General features: G+C 48.0%; 17 protein-coding genes. 10 read left to right on the top strand and 7 right to left on the bottom strand.

Annotation, left to right across the window (positions count from 1 at the left end):
- Positions 1-206: 206 nt before the first annotated feature.
- Together AC6IB1_RS09315 and AC6IB1_RS09310 are read left to right on the top strand one after the other, a co-directional pair.
- Positions 207-1274, top strand: coding sequence for a 3-deoxy-7-phosphoheptulonate synthase (locus tag AC6IB1_RS09315; protein ID WP_497568788.1), 1068 nt, complete (start codon positions 207-209; stop codon positions 1272-1274).
- Between the two features lie 81 nt (positions 1275-1355).
- Complete coding sequence (locus AC6IB1_RS09310) at positions 1356-1838, top strand: YajQ family cyclic di-GMP-binding protein (RefSeq protein WP_497568787.1); 483 nt, start codon at positions 1356-1358, stop codon at positions 1836-1838.
- Positions 1839-1896: 58 nt separating this feature from the next.
- On the opposite strand, the gene AC6IB1_RS09305 is transcribed toward AC6IB1_RS09310, so the two are convergent.
- Entirely contained in the window at positions 1897-4248 is a 2352-nt protein-coding gene (locus tag AC6IB1_RS09305; RefSeq protein ID WP_497568786.1) for a helicase-related protein, read from the bottom strand.
- A 234-nt stretch (positions 4249-4482) separates the two neighbouring features.
- Between AC6IB1_RS09305 and AC6IB1_RS09300 the strand changes: the two genes are divergently transcribed.
- The 4 genes from AC6IB1_RS09300 (at position 4483) to AC6IB1_RS09285 (ending at position 9845) form a co-directional block, all read left to right on the top strand.
- Positions 4483-6174, top strand: a complete 1692-nt coding sequence (locus AC6IB1_RS09300; protein ID WP_497568785.1) for an NAD-dependent malic enzyme — start codon at positions 4483-4485, stop codon at positions 6172-6174.
- A 154-nt stretch (positions 6175-6328) separates the two neighbouring features.
- Entirely contained in the window at positions 6329-6988 is a 660-nt protein-coding gene (locus tag AC6IB1_RS09295) for a SanA/YdcF family protein (protein ID WP_497568784.1), read from the top strand.
- A gap of 255 nt (positions 6989-7243) precedes the next feature.
- The gene (locus tag AC6IB1_RS09290) at positions 7244-8614 is read left to right on the top strand and encodes an SLC13 family permease (protein ID WP_497568783.1); all 1371 of its coding nucleotides are present in this window, start codon (positions 7244-7246) and stop codon (positions 8612-8614) included.
- Positions 8615-8762: 148 nt separating this feature from the next.
- Entirely contained in the window at positions 8763-9845 is a 1083-nt protein-coding gene (locus AC6IB1_RS09285) for a ketoacyl-ACP synthase III (protein WP_497568782.1), read from the top strand.
- Between the two features lie 63 nt (positions 9846-9908).
- Here AC6IB1_RS09285 and nagK read toward each other — a convergent pair whose 3' ends face one another.
- From nagK to AC6IB1_RS09270, 3 genes are all read right to left on the bottom strand, one after another.
- Positions 9909-10820, bottom strand: a complete 912-nt coding sequence (nagK, locus tag AC6IB1_RS09280) for an N-acetylglucosamine kinase (protein ID WP_497568781.1) — start codon at positions 10818-10820, stop codon at positions 9909-9911.
- Positions 10821-10952: 132 nt separating this feature from the next.
- Positions 10953-11678 (bottom strand): tRNA-uridine aminocarboxypropyltransferase, encoded by a 726-nt coding sequence (locus AC6IB1_RS09275; protein ID WP_497568780.1) that lies wholly within the window; start codon positions 11676-11678, stop codon positions 10953-10955.
- Positions 11679-11768: 90 nt separating this feature from the next.
- Positions 11769-12113 (bottom strand): DUF3802 family protein, encoded by a 345-nt coding sequence (locus AC6IB1_RS09270; protein ID WP_497568779.1) that lies wholly within the window; start codon positions 12111-12113, stop codon positions 11769-11771.
- A gap of 307 nt (positions 12114-12420) precedes the next feature.
- Between AC6IB1_RS09270 and AC6IB1_RS09265 the strand changes: the two genes are divergently transcribed.
- The 3 genes from AC6IB1_RS09265 to AC6IB1_RS09255 all read left to right on the top strand — a co-directional run bounded on the left by AC6IB1_RS09265 (position 12421) and on the right by AC6IB1_RS09255 (position 16989).
- Entirely contained in the window at positions 12421-15678 is a 3258-nt protein-coding gene (locus AC6IB1_RS09265) for a hybrid sensor histidine kinase/response regulator (RefSeq protein WP_497568778.1), read from the top strand.
- A gap of 83 nt (positions 15679-15761) precedes the next feature.
- Positions 15762-16454 carry a DUF3334 family protein gene (locus tag AC6IB1_RS09260; RefSeq protein ID WP_497568777.1) on the top strand — a complete coding sequence of 231 codons (693 nt, stop codon included), beginning with the start codon at positions 15762-15764 and terminating at the stop codon, positions 16452-16454.
- 67 nt (positions 16455-16521) lie between these two features.
- Positions 16522-16989, top strand: a complete 468-nt coding sequence (locus AC6IB1_RS09255) for a hypothetical protein (RefSeq protein WP_497568776.1) — start codon at positions 16522-16524, stop codon at positions 16987-16989.
- Positions 16990-17048: 59 nt separating this feature from the next.
- Here AC6IB1_RS09255 and fruA read toward each other — a convergent pair whose 3' ends face one another.
- The 3 genes from fruA to fruB are packed head-to-tail and all read right to left on the bottom strand — an operon-like array spanning position 17049 to position 20876.
- Positions 17049-18791, bottom strand: a complete 1743-nt coding sequence (fruA, locus tag AC6IB1_RS09250; RefSeq protein ID WP_497568775.1) for a PTS fructose transporter subunit IIBC — start codon at positions 18789-18791, stop codon at positions 17049-17051.
- A gap of 18 nt (positions 18792-18809) precedes the next feature.
- The gene (pfkB, locus tag AC6IB1_RS09245; protein ID WP_497568774.1) at positions 18810-19757 is read right to left on the bottom strand and encodes a 1-phosphofructokinase; all 948 of its coding nucleotides are present in this window, start codon (positions 19755-19757) and stop codon (positions 18810-18812) included.
- A 3-nt stretch (positions 19758-19760) separates the two neighbouring features.
- Entirely contained in the window at positions 19761-20876 is a 1116-nt protein-coding gene (gene fruB, locus AC6IB1_RS09240; protein ID WP_497568773.1) for a fused PTS fructose transporter subunit IIA/HPr protein, read from the bottom strand.
- Positions 20877-21223: 347 nt separating this feature from the next.
- Here fruB and cra point away from each other — a divergent pair, with 347 nt between their 5' ends.
- Entirely contained in the window at positions 21224-22201 is a 978-nt protein-coding gene (gene cra, locus AC6IB1_RS09235; protein ID WP_497568772.1) for a catabolite repressor/activator, read from the top strand.
- The last annotated feature ends 13 nt before the right edge of the window (positions 22202-22214 follow it).

The following is a 22214-nucleotide window of genomic DNA, read 5'->3' as shown; positions in this document are numbered from 1 at the left end:
GTGAGCATCACGGATACAAGCGAAATTCATCCTCGTGTTTTATCCCGGCAAACCTGAAATCTGCCCGGTGTTTGTGGATCTTTCCGGTTAAAACAACGGCAATAAATAGAATAAATGACTGAAAGGACAGATCCCTGCTTTTCTGTCACTGAAATTTTGCTATCTTACTGCCTTCGCAACAGCACTGACGTAAGGAAGGCAGCACCATGCCGATTAAAACTGACGAACTTAGAACACAACCGATTGACACTTTGCCGACACCGGCGGAAGTAGAAGCTGATTCCCCACTTACAGACAGTGTTGCACAACATATTGCCGAAGCCCGTAAATGCGTCGAAGACATCCTTACCGGACGGGACAACCGGCTTCTTGTTGTTGTTGGTCCTTGCTCCATTCATGATCCTGTAGCAGGTCTTGATTATGCTACCCGCCTTAAAGCACTGGCTGACAAACACAAAGACAATCTCTTGATTGTTATGCGTACTTACTTTGAAAAGCCACGTACGGTTGTTGGCTGGAAAGGCATGATTAACGATCCTGATCTCGACGGCAGTTGCAACCTCCGTGAGGGCCTGTTCAAAGCACGCAAATTCCTGGTTGATGTCAACACACTCGGCTTGCCAACAGCGACAGAGTTTCTCGATATGGTTACCGGTCAGTACATTGCCGATCTGGTCACCTGGGGGGCGATTGGCGCCCGCACAACCGAATCACAGATTCACCGCGAAATGGCGTCAGCCCTCTCCTGCCCGGTTGGTTTCAAAAACGGCACTGATGGCAACATCAAAATCGCCATTGATGCGATTCGCTCCAGCCAGACCTCGCATTTGTTCTGCAGTCCAGACAAACATGGCGTGATGACAATTTACCGCACCAGCGGAAACCCTTACGGACACGTTATTTTACGTGGTGGCCACCAGCCAAACTACTCAAAAGCAGATGTAGCCGCTGCTGCGGCAAACCTGTCAGCGTTCAATCTGACACCACGATTACTGGTTGATTTCAGCCACGCAAACTGTCAAAAACAACACAAGCGCCAGTTGGATGTCGCTGCTGACGTCTGTAACCAGCTTGTTGAAGGTGATGTATTTATTGCCGGTATCATGGCGGAAAGCTTCATTGAGGAAGGCAATCAACCGGTCGACAAAGAAAACATTCACGCCCTGGCTTACGGCAAGTCAATCACGGACCCTTGCCTTGGTTGGGATGACACTGCAGTCATGCTGCAAATGCTGTCTGACGCAGTAGCAAAACGTAATCGCACCTTCGCTTAACAAGCTGTGATATGATTTCGCCCAGGCGGCAGAGAATCGTTTGCCCGGGCTATTTATCAGTTAAATATCAGGAAATGACTTATGCCTTCTTTTGATATCGTCTCGGAGATTGATACTGTTGAGCTAAAAAACGCCGTGGATAACGCCAAGCGCGAGCTTTCCACCCGTTTTGACTTCCGAAACGTCGAAGCAAGCTTCGAACTCAACAAAGAAGTGGTTAAGGTGTCTGCTGAGTCAGATTTTCAGGTTAACCAGATGATGGACATCCTTCGTGGTAATCTGGCAAAACGCGGCGTAGACGCCCGCGCTATGGAACCCAAAGATATTGTTCACTCGGGGAAAACCTTTTTCAGCGATGTCCACTTCAAAAACGGCATTGAAGCCGACGTTGCCAAGAAACTGGTGAAAATAATAAAAGAAGCCAAGATCAAGGTTCAGGCGCAAATTCAGGGTGACAAACTGCGTGTTACTGGCAAAAAGCGCGATGATTTACAGGCAACCATGCAACTGGTGCGTGAAGCAGATCTGGGGCAACCTTTCCAGTTCGACAATTTCCGTGATTAACCCCCCGCCTTCAGGCACTATGACGGAAAAAGCCAGTGATTGACTCACTGGCTTTTTGTTAACGAACGTCGATAACTTTGCTCGCTTTTTTGTATTGAATTTTCCAACCACGCCAGCTTGGCAGTTCCCATCGCTTTGGCCCCTCTTTTCGCTTTCCTTCTAAGTAATGTACGACCACAGTACGCTTCCCCTTCTGGTACTCAACAGAAAGTTGTAATTCAGGCAGTTGGAGTTCTAATGGATATTTACTGGCAAAATCATCAAATTCCCAGCACGGAATGCCTTCAAAGTTCAGATCATCACTGTCAATCAATGCAAGATCGTCCGCTGACTCCACACCGAGCGCTAACAACCTCTGTTCAACCCATAGCTGGGGCTCAACAGACGGTTCAGGTTCTACTGCTTCAAGGTACTGATAAAGGTTCCAGAACGCGATGTCTCGTTTCAGGTGCTCACCGCACCCTTCCAACCAAATGCCATCCAGTATCTGGCTGGCCAGCGCCCGTATCAGGCTTTCGCCTTGTGATGCCTTGCGCATTTCATTGATAACCCTGCCGGCATAGATACGCTGCACACAATCAAAAACCTGCCCATCGATATCGACAGACTCAGCCACAATGTCTTCACCGAGTCCGGCCTCTGTCAGCCAATCGAAAGGCACAGGCGCCATACAGGTCGCATAAGAGGTTGTTTGTTTTACGCCACGCCCTGCTAAATGGAATTGGTCAAACACAATGGCAGCCTGTGGCTCTGCGGGAAAATCACTGTCGCGGCTGAGCATCACTTCACTGACGCCATTCCCAAAGGCTTGCTGGCGCTTTTCCCGCCTGACATACGCTAACTCCGGAGCAATAGCCAACACATTTTTCAATAGACTCTCACGGCTAAAACGGCTTGCTGCGTCCCACTGGGGTAATACCAGCGCTTCCCTGATGGATGCAGACAAACGCCGCGCCTCTTCCAGTGCAATGGGATCAACATCAATAATATCTGCTGGTTGCTCACCACGAAGCACTGCAATGGCGGTGACAACGTCACACAAAGCTGGATTCCAGACTTTATAATCATCAAGAGTTAGCTCGCCGCTTCTGCGTCTCCATACCGTCATCGGGGTTTGAAGCACTGCGGCCAGATCCACCATCGCTTCTTTGTCAGCTTTCTTTTCCATGCCTGATATCAGGTGGGCAAACAGACTGTCTATCGGTAGCGGATAAAGGCGCTTTCCGTGGTCGGTGACCTGGCCATCACTATCTATCGCGCCCATCGCCACCAAACGTGTTGTCGCCGCCTGCAATGACTTTTCTGGTAATGCAGACAAGAAACTCAGCGTGTCAAGCCTGAAACCACAGCAAGCCGCCGCCAACATAGTCTCGGTCAAATCTTCCCGCTCTAATTCTGGCGGGGTAAAGGTTTCCAGCGGCGCATGTTCCCCATACAACCTTTCACAGAAACCGGCAGCGATACGGCCTGCCCGGCCTGCGCGTTGTTTAGCGCTGGCTTTGGAAATGGCATGCAAAGCCAGTGCTGTACGGCCATTGCGCTGGTGGGTTCGACGTTCCATGCCACTGTCAATCACAGTCACAATACCGGGAATGGTCAACGATGTTTCCGCCACGTTGGTAGCAAGAACAATGCGCTGGTTGTCAGATGGGTGCAATGCACGGTGGCGATCCGTGTCCGATACAGAGGCATGAAGCGGGATCACGTCTGCATTCAAACTTTTCAACACCGATTGGCACTGGCTGATTTCTTTTTTGCCCGGCAGAAACACCAATACATCCCCACCACGTTCAAGCGCCTTCTCCACCAAGGGTTTGATACGGGATTCCAACCCCTTACCAGAAGGCATGTGCTGGCTATCAAGCGCATGATGACTCACAGTGACACCGTAACTTATAACGTCAGCAGACAGGATTTCAGCCATGAAGTAATCCGCAAGCACTTGGCTATCCAACGTCGCCGAGGTGATGATTAAGCGGTGCGCATTATGCTTTAAAAGCAGTGCAGCTAGCAGATCGGTTTCTGCGCGACGCTCGTGGAACTCATCTATCATCACCACATCAAACTGGGCCAGTTTGTCCTCGCTAAACCAGCGAAGCACTACGCCCGGCGTGGCAAAAACAATGCGGGAGTCTTCAGAGAACCGGTAATCAAACTTAATCGCGTACCCCACCTTGCCACCCACGTCCGTGTCCAGTGTCTCTGCAACAAACCCCGCGAGTGATGTACACGCCACACGGCGGGGTTCAACCACCAATACTCGCCCATATGTTGCCGCCCATACGGGCAAACGGGTCGACTTACCGGTACCGGTATCAGACTGAACAATCAGGTTGGAATAGCCCAGAATACGCTCAACATCGTGCTGGAGGGTGTCAATAGGAAGGGAAAGCGTCAGTGGATTGGCCATGTGTTCAATGGAATTCTTTTATTTTTGCCAAATTGGAAGATTCTACCCTATTTCATGCATGAGTGGGGCGAATGTGGCGATTTATACCCTTGGGATTTGCGGTAGTTCACCGTTTCATGCTTGGCGACTCGTTTATAAGAAAATCCACTTGAAAACCGCGGGATAAGGACACTACACTTCATCACCTACTACTTTAGTACTATTTATATTCTGAAAGAACAGAGTTATCTCTCCATGAATAATCAAAAACGTCCTCTCTATATCCCTTACGCTGGCCCTGCATTGCTTGAAACGCCTCTCCTTAACAAAGGCAGCGCATTTTCTGTTGAAGAACGTATGTTCTTTAACCTTGAGGGTCTGCTTCCTGAAGCCATCGAATCCATTGAAGAACAGGCGGAGCGTGCCTATAAACAGTATCAGCGCTTTGAAAATGATATGGACAAGCATATCTACCTGCGCAACATTCAGGATACTAACGAGACTCTCTTCTACCGCCTTGTGACTAACCACATCACAGAGATGATGCCTATCATCTATACCCCTACTGTGGGTGCAGCATGTGAAAACTTCTCTGAAATTTACCGTCGTGGCCGAGGTTTGTTCATTTCCTATCCAAACCGCTACCGTATCGACGATATGCTGAATAACGCATCCCGTCACAATGTCAAAGTGATCGTGGTTACCGATGGCGAACGCATTCTGGGTCTTGGTGACCAAGGTATCGGCGGCATGGGTATTCCTATTGGTAAACTGGCTCTGTACACCGCGTGTGGTGGTATCAGCCCGGCCTATACCCTGCCAATCGTGCTGGATGTAGGTACCAATAACCCACAACGCCTGTCAGACCCAATGTACATGGGCTGGCGCCATACCCGTATTACAGGGCAGGAATATGATGACTTTATCGAAGAGTTCATTCAGGCCGTACAGCGCCGCTGGCCAGATGCACTGATCCAGTTTGAGGACTTTGCACAGAAAAACGCGATGCCAATTCTGGAGCGCTACAAAAACCGCGTATGCTGCTTCAATGATGACATCCAGGGCACCGCAGCGGTAACCGTTGGTTCTCTGATTGCTGCATGTAAAGCAGCAGGTACTAAACTTTCTGAACAGCGTATTACCTTCCTGGGTGCAGGTTCAGCCGGTTGCGGTATCGCAGAAGCGATTATTGCGCAGATGGTGTCTGAAGGCATTTCTGATAAACAGGCACGTGAGCGTGTCTTCATGGTTGACCGCTGGGGCTTGCTGCTTGATTCCATGCCAAACCTACTGGATTTCCAACAAAAACTGGTCCAGAAGTCATCTGCCATCAAGAAATGGGAACTTCAAGACCATAACGTCTCCTTGTTGGACGTCGTGAAAAATGCGAAACCAACCGTATTGATCGGTGTTTCCGGTGCACCGGGCCTGTTCAGCGAAGAAGTGATTAAAGCAATGCATGCAAACTGCAAGCGTCCAATCGTCTTCCCGCTGTCAAACCCAACCAGCCGTGTAGAAGCGACGCCATCAGATATCCTGCGTTGGACAAACGGTGAAGCGCTGGTCGCAACCGGTAGTCCATTTGATCCGGTTGTACTGGATGAAGGCCGAACCTTCCCTATCGCCCAGTGTAACAACAGCTATATCTTCCCGGGTATTGGCTTGGGTGTACTTGCAGTAGAAGCCAAGCGCGTGACCGATGAAATGCTGATGGAATCCAGCCGTGCACTGGCAGAGTGTTCACCACTGGCGAAATATGGTCGCGGCCCACTGCTGCCAGCGCTTGAAGAGATTCACAATGTATCGCGTCACATTGCACTGGCTGTTGCCAAGAAAGCGATTGAACAAGGTGTTGCTCTTGAACTGGCAGAAGATGCCCTGCAAGAACGTATTGATGCGACATTCTGGCAACCGAAGTATCGCCAATACAAGCGTACATCCTTCTAATTTGATTCCCTGAAACACCCTTTGTCACACCCAAACAGCCTGAAAATACAGGCCGTTTGGGTGTATTGTATATTGCGGAGGTTGTTTTTGTTATTTCCCCTGTTATGGTTTAGCCTGCTGTTTCTCCCCTTGGTATTAGTTTCCACCTATAGTGATGTCATTGCGTAAAGCATTTTTTGTTATCATGGCTTTTGTTGTTGCTTCCTTCATTGTGGTTGCAGCCATGGATGTCTGGGTCAGTTTCCAAGCCAAAGACCGCATTTTCACCCGTGTCGATGACACGCCCGCCCGGCATATTGGCCTGGTTCTTGGCACCAGCAAATATATTGGTAAAACGCTCAATCCCTACTACACCCACAGAATTGATGCTGCCCAGGATCTTTATCTAAACAAGAAAGTCGATGTGCTGCTATTAAGTGGGGATAATGCCCACCGCTCCTACAACGAGCCATGGACAATGAAGCGTGACATGCTTAAAGCTGGTATTCCTGATGAAAGGATTTTTCTTGATTATGCAGGGTTCAGAACCCTAGATTCCATCATCCGCGCCAAAAAGGTGTTTGATGCGGATGAGTTTACTCTGGTCACCCAGGCTTTCCATTGCGAACGCGCACTGTTCATTGCAGATTTTTACGACATTGATGCGATATGTCTTGCCGTTCCCAGCCCCGGAGGAATGGCCGGTGTCAAGATCCGTGCCCGGGAGGCACTCGCCCGTGTCAAAGCCGTGTTAGACATTTATGTGCTTAAAGAACAACCCAAGTTCCTCGGCCCCAAAGAGAGCATTCCCACAGAAACACTCTCAGGCCAATAGACTGCCCCACTCACTTTTCCTGTGACAGGTGAATGGATGGGTGGAATCCTACCCATTCCCAAAACATTGCCTCTCAGTTTTAAACATCCGTACAACATCTTGTAAAACATGTGGCATTGGCCTCTCCTTCACACTTTTCCTTTCGGCGATAATGCGCAACACAGAGCGAAGTTCGCTCAATAACGAGAACGAGACAAAATCGTTCCAACCTGGAAATAAAAATTGCCCTATAAAATAATAAAGAAGGAAGCTTAAATGACGGCATTAACCCTTGCTTTCAAAGATTGGCTGTTAAATAGAAACAGCATTATTCTCCTGGCAGACGTTGCTCTCTTTTTCATTCTGATGAATGTCTTACCGTTTGACGAAAACGTGGTTATTGGCCTCAGTATGCTGGTGTTTATCGCTGTGCTGTGGCTGACCGAAGCATTGCACGTTAGCGTCACAGCCATTATGGTACCTTTGATGGCAGTGGGTTTAGGTGTATTCAAAACCCCTGAAGCGATGGCCAACTTCGCCAACCCCATCATTTTCCTGTTTTTGGGAGGCTTTGCACTCGCTGCTGCATTACATGTCCAAAAACTGGACCAAGCCATTGCAGATAAAGTGCTGGTATTGGCGAAGGGACGCATGAGCGTCGCCGTGCTCATGTTGTTCGGTGTGACCGCCGCGCTTTCAATGTGGATTTCAAACACAGCAACCACCGCAATGATGTTGCCATTGGTTTTAGGTGTATTAAGTAAAGTAAATGCCAAATCTGAGCACGGTACGTTTGTGTTCGTTCTATTGGGTATCGCTTATTGCGCAAGCATCGGTGGTATCGCCACAATTGTTGGTAGCCCACCAAACGCCATCGCAGCCGCAGAAGTTAATCTGAACTTCGTTGAATGGATGAAGCTTGGCCTGCCAATTACCCTGACCCTGTTGCCAATCACTATCGGCCTGCTTTACCTACTGACCAAACCTAACCTGAACCATACGTTTGAGCTTAACCATCAACCTATCGAGTGGACCCACGGCCGTCGTCTGACTCTGGCGATTTTCCTGTTCACAGCCACATGCTGGATCTTCAGTAAACCCATCAACCAAATGCTGGGGGGATTAAGTAAATTTGATTCTCTGGTCGCCCTGACGGCGATCGTATTACTTGGCATCACCCGTGTTGTGAAGTGGAAAGATATTGAAAAAACCACTGACTGGGGTGTATTGCTGTTGTTTGGTGGTGGTTTGACACTCAGCAATGTACTGAAAGCAACCGGCACCAGTGTTTTTCTGGCAGAATCATTGAGCGGCTTTTTATCCAGTGCTGGCGCTTTCTTTACCCTAATCGCCATTGTCACATTCGTTGTCTTCCTGACCGAATTTGCAAGTAACACTGCAAGTGCTGCGCTACTGGTACCCGTATTTGCAACTGTTGCTGAAGCATTAGGCATTTCACCGGTAGTTCTGTCTGCACTGATTGCTGTTGCTGCATCCTGTGCCTTTATGTTGCCTGTCGCAACACCGCCTAACGCTATCGTTTTCGGCTCAGGTCATATCAAACAATCTGAAATGATGCGGGCAGGTAGCTACCTGAACGTGATTTCGGTTATCGTCCTGTCGATTTTTGCCTGGTTATTCTGGTAACAAAGCCAACACATCAGCCTCTCCGATCGATGATAAAGTGGCCTGCGGGCCACTTTTTTGTTGTATGTCACTCCCCAACCTGCACGGTTTGTTTGAATACCTATACAGGGGTAAACTGCTGTGACGATTAAAAATAAAAGAGAAAATCATGCCATTTGCAGAAATTACCGGCTGGGGAAAATGTTTACCTCAGGCCGAATTGACCAACAATGACCTCACCACTTTCATCGACACCTCTGACGAGTGGATTTCAACCCGTACGGGAATTCGCAGTCGCCGTATTAGTCATGTCAATACATCAGACATGGCAACCGTAGCAGGGAAACACGCATTAGCCGCAGCGGGCATTGAAGGCAACGATCTTGATTTGATTATTGTTGCGACCTGTTCACCAGATACCCTTATCCCAAACATCGCCTCTAAGGTTCAGTTAGACCTCGGTGCCAAGAAAGCAGCGGCATTCGACCTTAATGCTGCCTGTACCGGCTTTCTTTACGCGTTGGAAACCGCAACCCGCATGATTCAGGCAGGCAATTACCTGCATGCTCTGGTGATTGGCGCTGAGCGTTTGACCTGGTATCTCGACTGGAGTAAACGTGATACGGCGGTGCTGTTTGGAGACGGTGCCGGCGCGGTTATCCTCAGCAGAACCGAACAAGAAGTCGGCTTACTGGACGCGCAACTGGGCTGTGATGCTGAGGGACGTGATGTGCTCGCCATTCCGGCGTTTGGTACAGCGATGTCACGATTTGAGCAGGACAATGGTTACTTTGACTTTAACTTTGTTGGCCGCGAAATCTTTAAACGCGCAGTAAAAGGCATGGGATCTGCAGCAGGCACCGTACTTTCACGTGCCGAGATGACGGCAGAAGACATCAACCTCGTGATTCCCCATCAAGCGAACAAACGTATTATTGAAGCACTGTGTGAGCATGCCAAAATTCCGCTGGATAAAGCATTTATCAATATTCATAAATACGGCAACACCTCGGCAGCAACAATCCCAATAGCACTTTGTGAAGCCGTGGAGGAAGGCAGGGTTGCACCAAACAGCACATTGTTAATGGCCGCTTTCGGCGCTGGTTTAACCTGGGGAGCGGGTCTGTTGCGCTGGGGAAAACGGGTAACGCCAATCAGTACCTCTGATGCTTCCCTCCCTGAACCGAAAACCCATGCCCTTGGTTTATTGGAAGATGCTATCGCGCTTTGTCAATCCCACGCAGAGAGATAATCCATGCCCCAGACGAAAGAAGCAGCCAATCCGCTGCTTCTTTTTTGCATCATTTCAATGAACCTATCGATGAATGTTCAGGAATGCCGCACCACGGACACCACCTGAATCACCGTGTTTAGCTTTAATAATTTTAGGCACGTTCGCTACTGACAGTAGATATTTCGGCACACGTTTTGGCATTTCATCGTAAATATAGTCAAAGTTAGATAGCCCGCCGCCTAAAACAACAACATCCGGATCAATACCGGTGAACAAGCCAGCAAAAACCATAGCCAGCATTTCTATGTATTTATCGACGAACTCGGACGCCTTGGACTCACCCGCACTAAAGGCATGGATAATGTCGATGGCTTTTTTCTCTTCACCATAGAAGTGAGTGTAAAGCATCTCAAAACCACGGCCAGAGAGATAATTATCAATGCACCCTTTCTTATCACAGCCACAATCAAAAATCGGCGCATTCTCTCCCAGGTATAGCCATGCATCGATTGGCATACGCATATGGCCCAATTCACCGGCTACGTTGTTTTTTCCTGACAACACTTTGCCATCAACAATCAGACCGCCACCAAACCCCGTCCCCAGAATAAGGCCAAGCACCACTTTCTCACCTTGCAATTCTTCGTCCCATGCCTCGGAGAGCGCAAAGCAGTTCGCATCATTATTCAGCGCAACAGTTCGGCCAATCTTTGCCTGCAAATCCTCTCGTAATTTACGGCCTTTCGCAGCTGGTACATTCACCGTTAATACCGTTCCATCTTCAGCTTTTTCGATACCTGGAATACCGATGCCGACCGTACCTTCACAACCAAACTGTTGGTCATACTTCATCACTAGCGCAGCGAGGGTATCAATCAACTGTTCATAATCGTCACCTGGTGTAGGCACACGTTCAGTTGCTATGCGTGTCAGCTTGTTATCAAAAGCACCAAACTCAATTTTTGTACCACCTACATCGAAGCCGTAATACATTCTTTACTCCATAACCTGTCTTTAATTCGCTAAATAGATGACATTATCCCTGTTTCAGCAAATTTCGGATGTGATTAGTACCCAAATAACTTTTCCACGCCTTACTGCTCCCAACCATTTCTGCAATGCTTATCACAACTTCGATGCATTCATTAAAGTTCTATAATGCTCAAGGGCACCAGGCACAGGTAATTGACGCTGTTTTTTTCCGGTAAGGTAGTGCTCACGGAAAACATCAAACCATGCATCCAGACATTTGCTGGCAAATTGCTCACCATTCAGGGCCAATACTTTCGCCGCAACTTCCGCCGTTGCAAGCTGACTTTCTCCTGCTGCTTCCCGGACGTGATAACGTGAACGTTCATTGGTTTTTATGCTAAGTACGGGGATTGAATCCATCCAAGGGCTTTTACGGAAAATTTTCTTTGCCTCTTGCCAGGTACCGTCTATCAAAATAAACAACGGCCTTTTCCCTTCTGTCACTTCTGGGAAAAACCTGACCCTTTCAGGTATCGCATACTGTTCTGGAAAAACAATAAAAGGTTGCCATTGAGGGTTATTCACTAACGCCAGCATTTCTTTATTGGGCTCTGTCCGGGACCAGATATATGCGTAGGTATCTTCAACGCAATCGGCAATCAAACGTCCTGTATTGCTGGGTTTTAATACTTCATCGTCATACATCACTAATAGGAAAGCTGCATTTGTAGACAATGTCTTCTTTTCATTACAAATACAAAGACGTTTGACAACCATACAACGCGCACAACGATCAACTTTCGCCCCACGGGCCAGAAACGGACGTGTAGAACGTGCTAAGCGTTCATCATAGAGATGGTGAACAGAATGAGACTTCATGCAATGCGCCTTAATGTGAACTGAAAACGATCAAGCGCATTGTAATCTTGGGGTTACCTGGCGCAACTGTTTGTTGGGGTATCAGGCAACCTAGGTATCTTCAGACATCACGGCATCAAACAGGTTTTTAACCAGTCCAATAAACTCTTCCAGAATACCAATTTGCGCATATGTTGGCTTTTGGCGCCAAACGGAGCTCAGGATCTCTCCAAGATCCGCGACAATTTTGTCCGCTTCACGCATGACCTCAAAACGCAGAGTCTGTGGCATTTGTTTATTTTGATCACAAATTGCCATTATCTCACTGGAAACCAATTCATGTACCAGATCATCAATGGTTTCGGATCCCACTTTTTCCCCAGGCTCTGAAAACTGCTCAAGATTATCAATAAAGTACTCAATCAACGCCGCATATCCATCTGAGTCAACGACCATTTGCACCTCCAGTGCTTTACCCCACAATTGCAATATTATTGCGATAAAATCTCAATTATTGCGAATAATGACGAATAATGTCACTTATTTGATCATTGCGTCTCTTAATTGAGACATGAAAGGCTACAGTATAATTTCTCTTGTTTATGGTAGCCCAATTCGAGGCTTACCTGTTTATTTTCATTGTTGCCCGTTGATTTTTAACCATCTGTTTCAAAAAGATTTGCAGCGCTTCCAGAAGAAGCGTGAAGCGGTCGTGCACAACCAGGGCTTATCATGTGCACATGATTTATATAAAGGAAGATTGATGTCAGACGAACGGAACCAAAGCACTCACCAGTTCCCGTTTTCTAAAAGTATCGTGGGTAACGTTGGGTTGATCATGGCAATGATGACACTGTGCGCCATGATCCTGGCAGTATCCACTTACGTGATGCACGATACCGCTAACACAGATACCCAAAATACCAGTCGCCTTGAAATTCCCAGCGCCCTACTTTCTGTTTCAATGCTCCGTTATGCCGGGGAAATGAACCGCAGTATGCTTAGCTATGCGCTGGGAGAAAGCACATCGCTGGAAAGCTATTACAGAAACAAAAAACAGTTTGAAATCTCCTTGAACGAACTTAAAAAGATTCATGGGGAAAACGCCCTTCATCTCAAAAACATCACAGGCATCTATCAGGACTTTTCAGGCAAAATAGAAAGCAATGTGATTAGCAGATATGACCCTGGTAGCGAAGAGTGGGCATTAAATGAGAAACGCATTATTTCATCCTCTATGTTGGGCGAACTATATGCTGCCATCGCTTGGCTCGACGCCAGCGACAATGAATCAGGAAGGCTATCATCACAAGACTTCCAGCATTACGTCTGGCTGATAAAGGATGAAGTTGATGACATCACGTCTGCATTGTTTTTTTACCTTAGCGGCGAATTGATGCAGCGTAAGCGTTTCGAGGCCAACAAAACGTTTTTTAGGCAACACATCGACTACTTGCGTAAAAATACTGATAATCCAACCCTCATTCGCCAACTCGATACAATTGAACACCTTGGCACTGTCATGTTTGAACGCATCAAACAGGTGTTTAACCAATATGACCCACGAAGAAAGCTGGATGCCATTACATCGCTTAAATCGATAAACATTAATGAATATAAAGCCCTTGATACCGCGTTGACTGAATTTTCCCGTGAGACCAGCTTTAGCGCGGCGAATTCCATGACAAATCTACGCCACGTTCTGAAAAACAACCAAATTTCGTTCTTTTCTTTGTTTGCGATGATGGCCTTGGTCAGTGTTATCGTTACCGTTTATATCAAAAAAAGAGTTACCCAGCCTATTGCCCGTCTTGCAGACGCCATGAGAAATCTTGCAGACGGCAACCCAGAAATCCCTATTTTGTATAAAGATCGTACTGATGAAGTCGGCCAAATTTCTCATGCGCTGAGCTCATTTCGAGACCATATCATTTCCCGTAACCAAGCGAGAGAGCAATTGCTTTACCAAAAAGAACTGGCCGAGTCAGCATCGAAAGCCAAGGCCCAGTTTCTGGCAGCGATGAGCCATGAAATCCGCACGCCAATGAACGGTGTGATCGGCATGATTGATATTCTTTTGCGCTCCAAACTCGATATGTCTCAAATGAGCATCGCCAACACGGTTAGAGAATCTGCGTTGTCTTTACTGTCTATTATTAATGACATACTCGATTTTTCCCGTATTGAGGCTGGTAAAATGCGCATCGATAACGTCACACACTCTCTTCGACAGATTGCAGAGCAAGTGATGGATAACCTGGCAACGGAAGCGGTGGAGAAAAATGTCTCGTTGACACTGTTTGTGTCACCTGATGTCCCCAGCTCACTTTGCGGTGATCCAACACGAATTAAACAAATCCTCTTCAATATTATCGGTAACGGCATTAAGTTTTCAGGCGGCCAGTCGCATCGCGGTGAGGTGCAAGTATGGATCACTGCCGACATCACAAAAGACGGTAACGCGAAAATTTCGATCGAGATCCGGGATAATGGTATTGGCATTAGCCAAGACAAACTGGAATCAATTTTCAGACCATTTATGCAAGCTGAATACTCAACGACCCGACGTTATGGAGGCTCCGGTCTCGGCCTTGCCATCAGTCGTAATATTGCGTCACTGATGGGTGGAACCATTACAGCAAACAGTGAAGAAGGTATAGGTTCAACCTTTACGGTCAATCTTCACTTACGGGTGCCTGAAGAAAATAGTGCCCCGGACGCATGTAATATCGATCTACTACGCCAATCTGCCAACACCTTGAGCCACATCATTTGTTTGAATACCCTGGAAAATGGAGCATTAAAAGTCAGTATCAACAACTATCTGCAAGCGATGAATATCGCCTCAGAAAGCGTTGCGATTGATACGCTCCATCGATTTGCATTTGAACGGGACGATATCAAATATGTGATCCTTTGCCGTAGCTACCACCAAGCCAAGCAGCTGATGCCCGCCGTTCTCCCCCGCTCCGCAGATATCCGCTTCCTTGAATTAGACATGAGCTTGCCTGTACGCCGTTACGGCGGCATTGATGTTTTCGCGGTTTTCTCTTCGCCACTCAAGCTATCAAGCCTGTTAAGCGGCCTCAGGATATGTGTAGGACTTGAAAGCCCCGACTATCCAGCGCTGGATACCCGCGCGAAAGACGCATTCATCGAGCGTGTTGATGAAAACCAAGGGGTCATTCTGGTGGCAGAAGACAATATCACCAATCAAGCGGTAATTGAAAAGCAGCTCACCTATCTTGGCTACAACGTCGTCATGACCGCCGACGGGTTAGATGCTCTCAGAGCGTATCGCAAACAACCTTTCACTCTGGTAATTACTGACTGCCACATGCCCAATATGGATGGCTATGAACTGACCCGGGCAATACGGGAAGTGCAAAAGGAGCGCTCTGAGTTCGTGCCAATTGTGGCATTAACTGCCAATGCCCTTGTTGGCGAGGCGGAGCGGTGTATAGAGATCGGCATGAACGACTTTATCGCCAAACCCGTTGAGATTGATGTTATCCAGAAAATGCTGTCCAAATGGTGCTCGCAAAGCAAGCCTTATTGCGAACCCAGATTTGAGCAAAACCCACCCTCCCAAGAACCCTCTCCCAGAGACAATAAGGCAATTCTGAATACAGAACAAAACCTCCTCCCGTCTGTTGAACTGGACCCTGATGTGTTGAAGAAGCTGTTTTGGGATGACACAGAAACCTATGCTGAAATACTGGGCGAGTTTATCAAACATTGTGAACCCGAATTGAAAAGTCTGGCCGCCATCAAAGCCCCTTTTGAATTCAACGACGTTAAAACGCTATCCCATAAACTTAAGACCTCCTCACGGAGCATAGGCGCACGTGAACTCTCCGATCTTTGCATGCAGATAGAACAATGTGCCGCCAACAAGAATGAAAACACTCTGGCTCTTATCGATGAGTTAGGCCCTTTACTTCAGGCAACACTTGCCGCCGTGCATCGTAAGCATACTGATTTATTACAATCACTTGGCACGGGTACCATTGACGAGTAAACCATAACGAGAATTCAGCAGAGTGCGGTTTTTAGTGCCACACTTGTAAAGATTAATTCAACATCAGCACGAGTGTACCCATCATGAGAAAAACAAAAATCGTCACTTCTGAAGATATTCTTTTGAAACTATGCCAGTCAGTTACTGCCGTTCTTACCAAAGCGACGGATTCGCAGGTCCACCACTCAGCAATGGTGCAAAAGATCTCGAAAACCAGCCTGAAGCCAGATATTGGGTGTTTCGTATTATTTGATGGTGGTTTCTCTGGCCTTGTCGTCATTAACTTTGAAGCGAAAGCAGCAATGGAAGTCTACCAAAAGTACATGTCGCATATGGGGATCCCCAAGGAAGAGCTGGCAACCTTGCACACATCCGATGAAGTGTCAGATGTATTGGGTGAATTGATGAACCAAATCGTCGGAGATTTCACCGGTAAAGTGAAGCGTTCGTTACAAACCAATATCACTCAGAACCAACCCAAAATGATGGCTATCAATAAGAACATCAACGTCACTGTAGACAGCAACATCGAACGCCCACAGGCGCGGCGTGTCAGCTTCAGTACCGAAGACAACCATATCTTCTACCTTGAACTTTCCATGGAGCGGACTGAATTTATCCAACTGGAAGAATTCGAAGAAGGCGATGACCTAAACCCTGATGACATTCTGGAAGCCGCAGTAGCCAAAAACCTGGAAGAGCCCAAAGATGGCAGAAAAAGCAAGCTCCAAAAAGCAACAGAAGCGGACACCCTGATGGACGACTTGGGGATTTAACTTACCATGGCGGCTGGTAACCAACCGCCTCGATTCAACCAATCCCCCGATTCTCTTGGAGTACGTCATGGGTGCTATCGATTCTTGGATGGAAAAAATTCAACAATGGTATGCTGACACCGCGCACCGTTCTATTGATTCACTTGCAATGGTCGTCTCGCAAACCCCTGCAATGATTTTCTACCCGCCGATTGACCTGATGCGTAGTGATGCGATTGCCTATTTTGTTGATGGCTGTTTCAAGTTACAACGTCACTATCAGTTTGAAGGAAAAACAGAAGACGCTTTCAGCTACCTGCAATTTTGTTACGCCAAACTCCAGGCATTGGCATCCCGACCAGATATCGAACCGGATATCCGGTGCTGGAGTCTAAAGAAACTGGATGGATTGATTGTGGCAATGATGGAATTCTGCCAGCAACAAAATGATGTTATCTGGCAAAGAGAAAGCGAACAATTAGTCGAATTACACATCGCCTTTATGCAAGGACAAAGCGACCTGAACCTGTATCAACATCACGTATCGCGTCTTTAGTAGAGCCCTATGCAAACAAGCCAGCGCGAAGGCTGGCTTGCTGAACACTGTTTAATGTATTACGCCTGCTGGGAAACGGCTTGCACACCCTCAGACTGTTTCAATGCTGCATACACAAAACCCGTCACCAACGTACCTGCAGTAATCGCCCCCAAATACAACAACACAGGCGTAATCGCATTCGGGATAAAGAGTACAAAGATACCGCCGTGTGGTGCCATCAGTTTCGCTCCGATCAGCATGGACAGCGCACCGGTCAACGCACCGCCTGCCATACATGATGGAATAACTCGCATCGGGTCGCGTGCCGCGAATGGAATCGCACCTTCGGAAATAAAACACAGACCAAGAACAAAAGAGGCTTTACCTGCTTCGCGCTCCTGTGGATTGAATTTGCTACGTGCCAACAATGTCGCCAGCCCCATCCCCATTGCAGGCACCATACCTGCAGCCATAACCGCAGCCATTGGCGTATAAGTTTGTGACGCCAACAGACCGACACCAAATGTATACGCGGCTTTGTTTACCGGTCCGCCCAGGTCAAAACACATCATGGCTCCCAGCACCACACCTAACAACACTGCGTTAGTTGAACCCATGCTATTCAGGAACGCCGTCAGGCTACTCATGATGCCAGCGACAGGACCACCCACAATAAAGATCATGACCAAACCAGTCACCAGGCTTGCAAGCAATGGGATAATAAGGATGGGTTTAAGTGCAGCCATAGAATCTGGCAGCTCGACCTTATCCGCGATTAGCTTTGCACTGTACCCAGCCAGGAAACCGGCAACAATCCCCCCCAGAAAGCCTGCTCCCGTTGAACTGGCCAACATACCGCCAATAAGACCCGGCGCCAAGCCCGGACGATCTGCAATCGAAAAAGCAATAAAACCGGCAAGAACAGGCACCATCAAGGCAAAAGCACTCCCACCACCAATTTCCATCAGTGCAGCAGCCAGCGTGCCCTCTTCTTTGAAAGCTTCAATACCGAAAACAAAAGACAAAGCGATACAAAGGCCACCGGCAACCACCAAGGGGAGCATGTGTGATACACCGGTCATCAAGTGTTTGTATGCACCTGTACGCTCTTTCTTCGCGGTAGCTGCATTGTCAGATTTGGCACCACCATGCTTGTAGATGTCTGCCTGATCGAACGCTTTGGCCAGCTCTTCTTTGGTTTTCTTCAGCGCAGCGCCTGTGCTGGTACGGTAAACACGTTTGCCATCAAAGCGGGACATATCCACTTCAATATCCGCTCCGATAAACACCAGATCCGCTGCCGCAATTTCCTCGTCTGTCAGTTGATTTTTCGCACCGACAGAGCCGCGGGTTTCAATTTTCACCCACATGCCTTGCGCTTTTGCTTCTTCTTCAATCGCTTCAGCAGCCATAAATGTATGGGCCACACCGGTTGGGCAAGCCGTGATTCCAACAATACGTTTGGGCTCGCCAACCGTTTGCCGATCCGTTGCACCGCTTTTCTCTTGATGGGTATAAACTGAGGCATTCATTGCAGCGTGTTCCAGCAACTGTTTTGCATCGCTGTAACACGCTGACAGTTCAGCCTGATAAACCTTTTTACCGGAGAAACGGGCCATGTCTGAAACAGGGCCTACCGCAATAATCAGTTCCGCCGCCTCAATGGCAGATTGCGTCAATTTCTCTGTTGCCTTAACGGTGGTCTGGCACTCAACCGTCACTGTCCATTGAAGTGCTGCAGATGCTTTTTCAAGCAGGCCTGCGGCGATAATAGTGTTCGCGATACCACTTGGGCACGATGTCACGATGATAGCTTTCATCTCTCTACCCCTGTTCCTTTATTTTTCGTTAATTTGTGTCACGTTAATTTCAGCTTGGAGCGATTCCACGTGGGCGATATTCTCAACACCAACATTCACTTGGGTCACCGCAAGCGCAGAAAGCGCTGTCGAGAACGTTAGGGCACGCTCTCGATCCCAGTTGTTCAACTCGGACCAGCACATGCCAGCAACAAGGGTATCCCCGGCACCTACTGTACTGACAACCTGCATTTGGGGCGGTTGGCTGGCGTACCATTTGCCTTCTCTCAGCCAGAGCACACCATCAGCACCGCGGGAAATTACCACGTTTTCAATACCGGTTGCTGCCAGTTTTTCCCCTGCTTTACGAAGGGCTTGCTCAGTATTTAGTAGTTCACCAGCCCAGAGTGATAGCTCTTCATCATTGGGTTTAACCAACCAAGGCGATGCTTTCAGCCCTTCAGCCAATGCAGCATTACTGCTGTCAAAAGCCACTTTTTTTCCTTTCTCTTTTAGGCGCTGAATCCATGAAGCCAGCGTTTGCGGGGAAATACCTTTGGGCAGGCTGCCAGCAATCACAAACACATCGTTCGTTTCTGCCAGGGCCATCAGTGTGTCTTCCATTGCAGCGATATTTTCCGGACTCACCGTAACACCTGGGAAATTGAGATCTGTCACACGACCACTTCCTTCCACCAACTTCACGTTGATTCGCGACGCGCCGGGTACACGGATAAACCTATCCGTTATCCTTTTCGACTCAAACAGATGCTCAAACAGTTCCTGATTTTCCTCACCAAGAAATCCAGTAACCGTCACTTTCGCTCCCAGTTCCGCCAGAACTTTTGCAACGTTTATCCCCTTTCCACCCGGGTTGAGATTCGATGATTGAATAAGGTTTACCGACCCTGCCTGCAGCTCATCCATTGTGCCTGTCATATCTAACGCCGGGTTCAATGTAACAGTGACAACACCTTTGTTCGTCATGGTTCAGCCCTCACCCAAACCCGCATCAATAGCCTCACCGATGGCATCGAGAGCATCTTGTGCATCCACACCATCTGCCGTGAACTCAAGTTCATGGCCTTGCTTTACTCCAAGGGCAATCACCTTCATCAAGCTCTTGGCATTGACGGGCTTTCCGCCAGCACTGATGTTTGACACCCAAATTTGAGCGTCAAACTTCTTCGCGGTATTGACTAACATTGCGCCGGGGCGGGCATGTAGACCATGTGCGTTTTTGATTTTGAATACTTTGGTCAAACCAGCCTGACGTACACTCGTCAGTGTGCTAATCACCGCTTCTTCTGAGTCGCTGAACAACTCATTTACCTTGCCGTCGAAAACCAGCCCGCTGACAGTCTTGAGGATGTCAGCATATTCACCACTGGCGGCCGCCACCGTCAGCAAGCCCCTCACGGGTTGGCCCTCACTCTCAAATGGGGAGTCTGACGAAATAAACGCGATAGCAGTCTGGTTGACAGCAGCCGAAGAGGCATTCACCCATAGTCCCTGCCCCAGATGCACGGGTGTTTTTGAGACAATATCAGCAACAAATGGCGGCTCCACCGCACCGGCATTTTTCAGTTTTCCTGCGCAGACTGCAGCTAATGAGATCAAATCTGTTGCCGGGAAATGCAAGGTGATGACACTGGCATCAAACAACAGGCCCTTTTGGTTTTTTCCTGTTAATACGCCAAGTACATCTTCCGCAGACGTTGCCGATTTCAAGGCGTCCTCTACCCCGTCAGCCGAGAGCACATGTGTCAATTGTTTTAAGATCCCAAGGTGCTCATCAGACTTCGCCGCAATACCAATCGCTAAATACACAATATTGCCATCTCCCCAGTTTACACCTGCCGGGAAATGGTGGATCTGCACCCCGGTTTTTCTTACCAAATCCCGGGTATCTGTTGTGCCATGGGGAATAGCAATGCCGTTACCTAAGTAGGTCGAGTTTTGTTGCTCTCGTTCCAGCATCCCAGAAGCATAACCATCAGATACCAAGCCTTTCTGCACCAAATCGTTAGCTATATGTTGAATAGCTTCTTGCTTGTCTGTGGCTTGCTTACCAAGATGAACGTCGTGTTGCGTGAGTTCCAACATAGTGATTACCTCGAAATTCAATGGGCTTAACCCACTCATCCCCGCTTTTCGTCTCGTTGACTGCGGACAATTCAAACTTACTGACTTTTGACTTTAGCGCATTAAAGATCGCACACACTCCAACACCTCATTCTCGCCAGGTATCAAGCTGCTTAGCTGAAGTCAGCAACGATGAAAACTGAATCGTTTCAGCATCAAATCAAAAAAACAGATTTAACGCACAATTTTAGCAATAGCTGAAACCTTTCAGCTATTAATGCTGAATCCATTCAGCTTATAATGCAAAAAATCGAGAAAATCCTTTGCGCTTTTTATGATCACGCGCACAAATAAGGGTGAAGGCAAAAATGAAACTGGATGAAATAGCCCGTCTTGCTGGCGTATCACGGACCACTGCCAGCTATGTGATTAACGGTAAGTCCGCCAAATACCGGATCAGCGAACGCACACAACAGAAGGTGATGGCGATCGTCGAGAAATATAACTACCGCCCTGACCATGCAGCCAGCGCATTGCGCGCAGGGACAAGCCGTTCGTTTGGCTTGGTGATCCCGGATCTTGAAAACACCAGTTATGCAAAAATCGCTAAATTGTTAGAGCGTGATGCCCGTCAGGTAGGTTATCAACTTATCATCAGTTGCTCTGACGATAACCCAGAAACTGAAAAACAGGTTGTACACACCTTGGTCGGCCGAAAAACAGATGCGCTGATTGTTGCCTCTGCCCTGCCTGCTGATAATGATTTCTACCCCGTCATTCAACAATCGGGAACGCCGGTGATCGCCATTGACCGGGCGTTAAATGATGAACACTTTGCCAGTGTGATCAGTGAAGATTTGGATGGGGCATTCACCCTAACAAAAAAATTGACGGATACTGGCGCAAGCTCGTTGGGTCTGATTGGTGCAATGCCGGAGTTAGGCATTTCACGTGAGCGCGAACAAGGTTTCTTATCTGCTGCCCGCAAAGCCCATGTAAGTAGCCAAATCGCTTATGGTAACCATTTCAGTCAGGCGGAAGGTAAGCGCCTAATGCTGGCTTGGTATGAAGCAGGCACCGTTCCAGAAGCTATTATTACTACCTCCTATTCCCTGTTTGAAGGCGTATTGGATGCTGTCCTCGAGCAACCAGAAATCGGTGCGCACGTGAAGTTTGCAACCTTTGGTGACAACCGGATGTTGGATTTTATTCCACTGAAAGTTCAATCCCTTCCCCAACAGTTCGAATTACTCTGTGAAAATGCATTGGAGCTGACCCTGAATGCGATTGCCGGACGCAAACAAACCGGCGTTGAAGTGGTACCCAGAAAGCCGAAGTGGCGTTAACCTTTTTGGTAGA

Source organism: Grimontia sp. THUN1695 (assembly GCF_059704325.2).
This window is presented reverse-complemented; position numbering and strand designations above follow the sequence as displayed.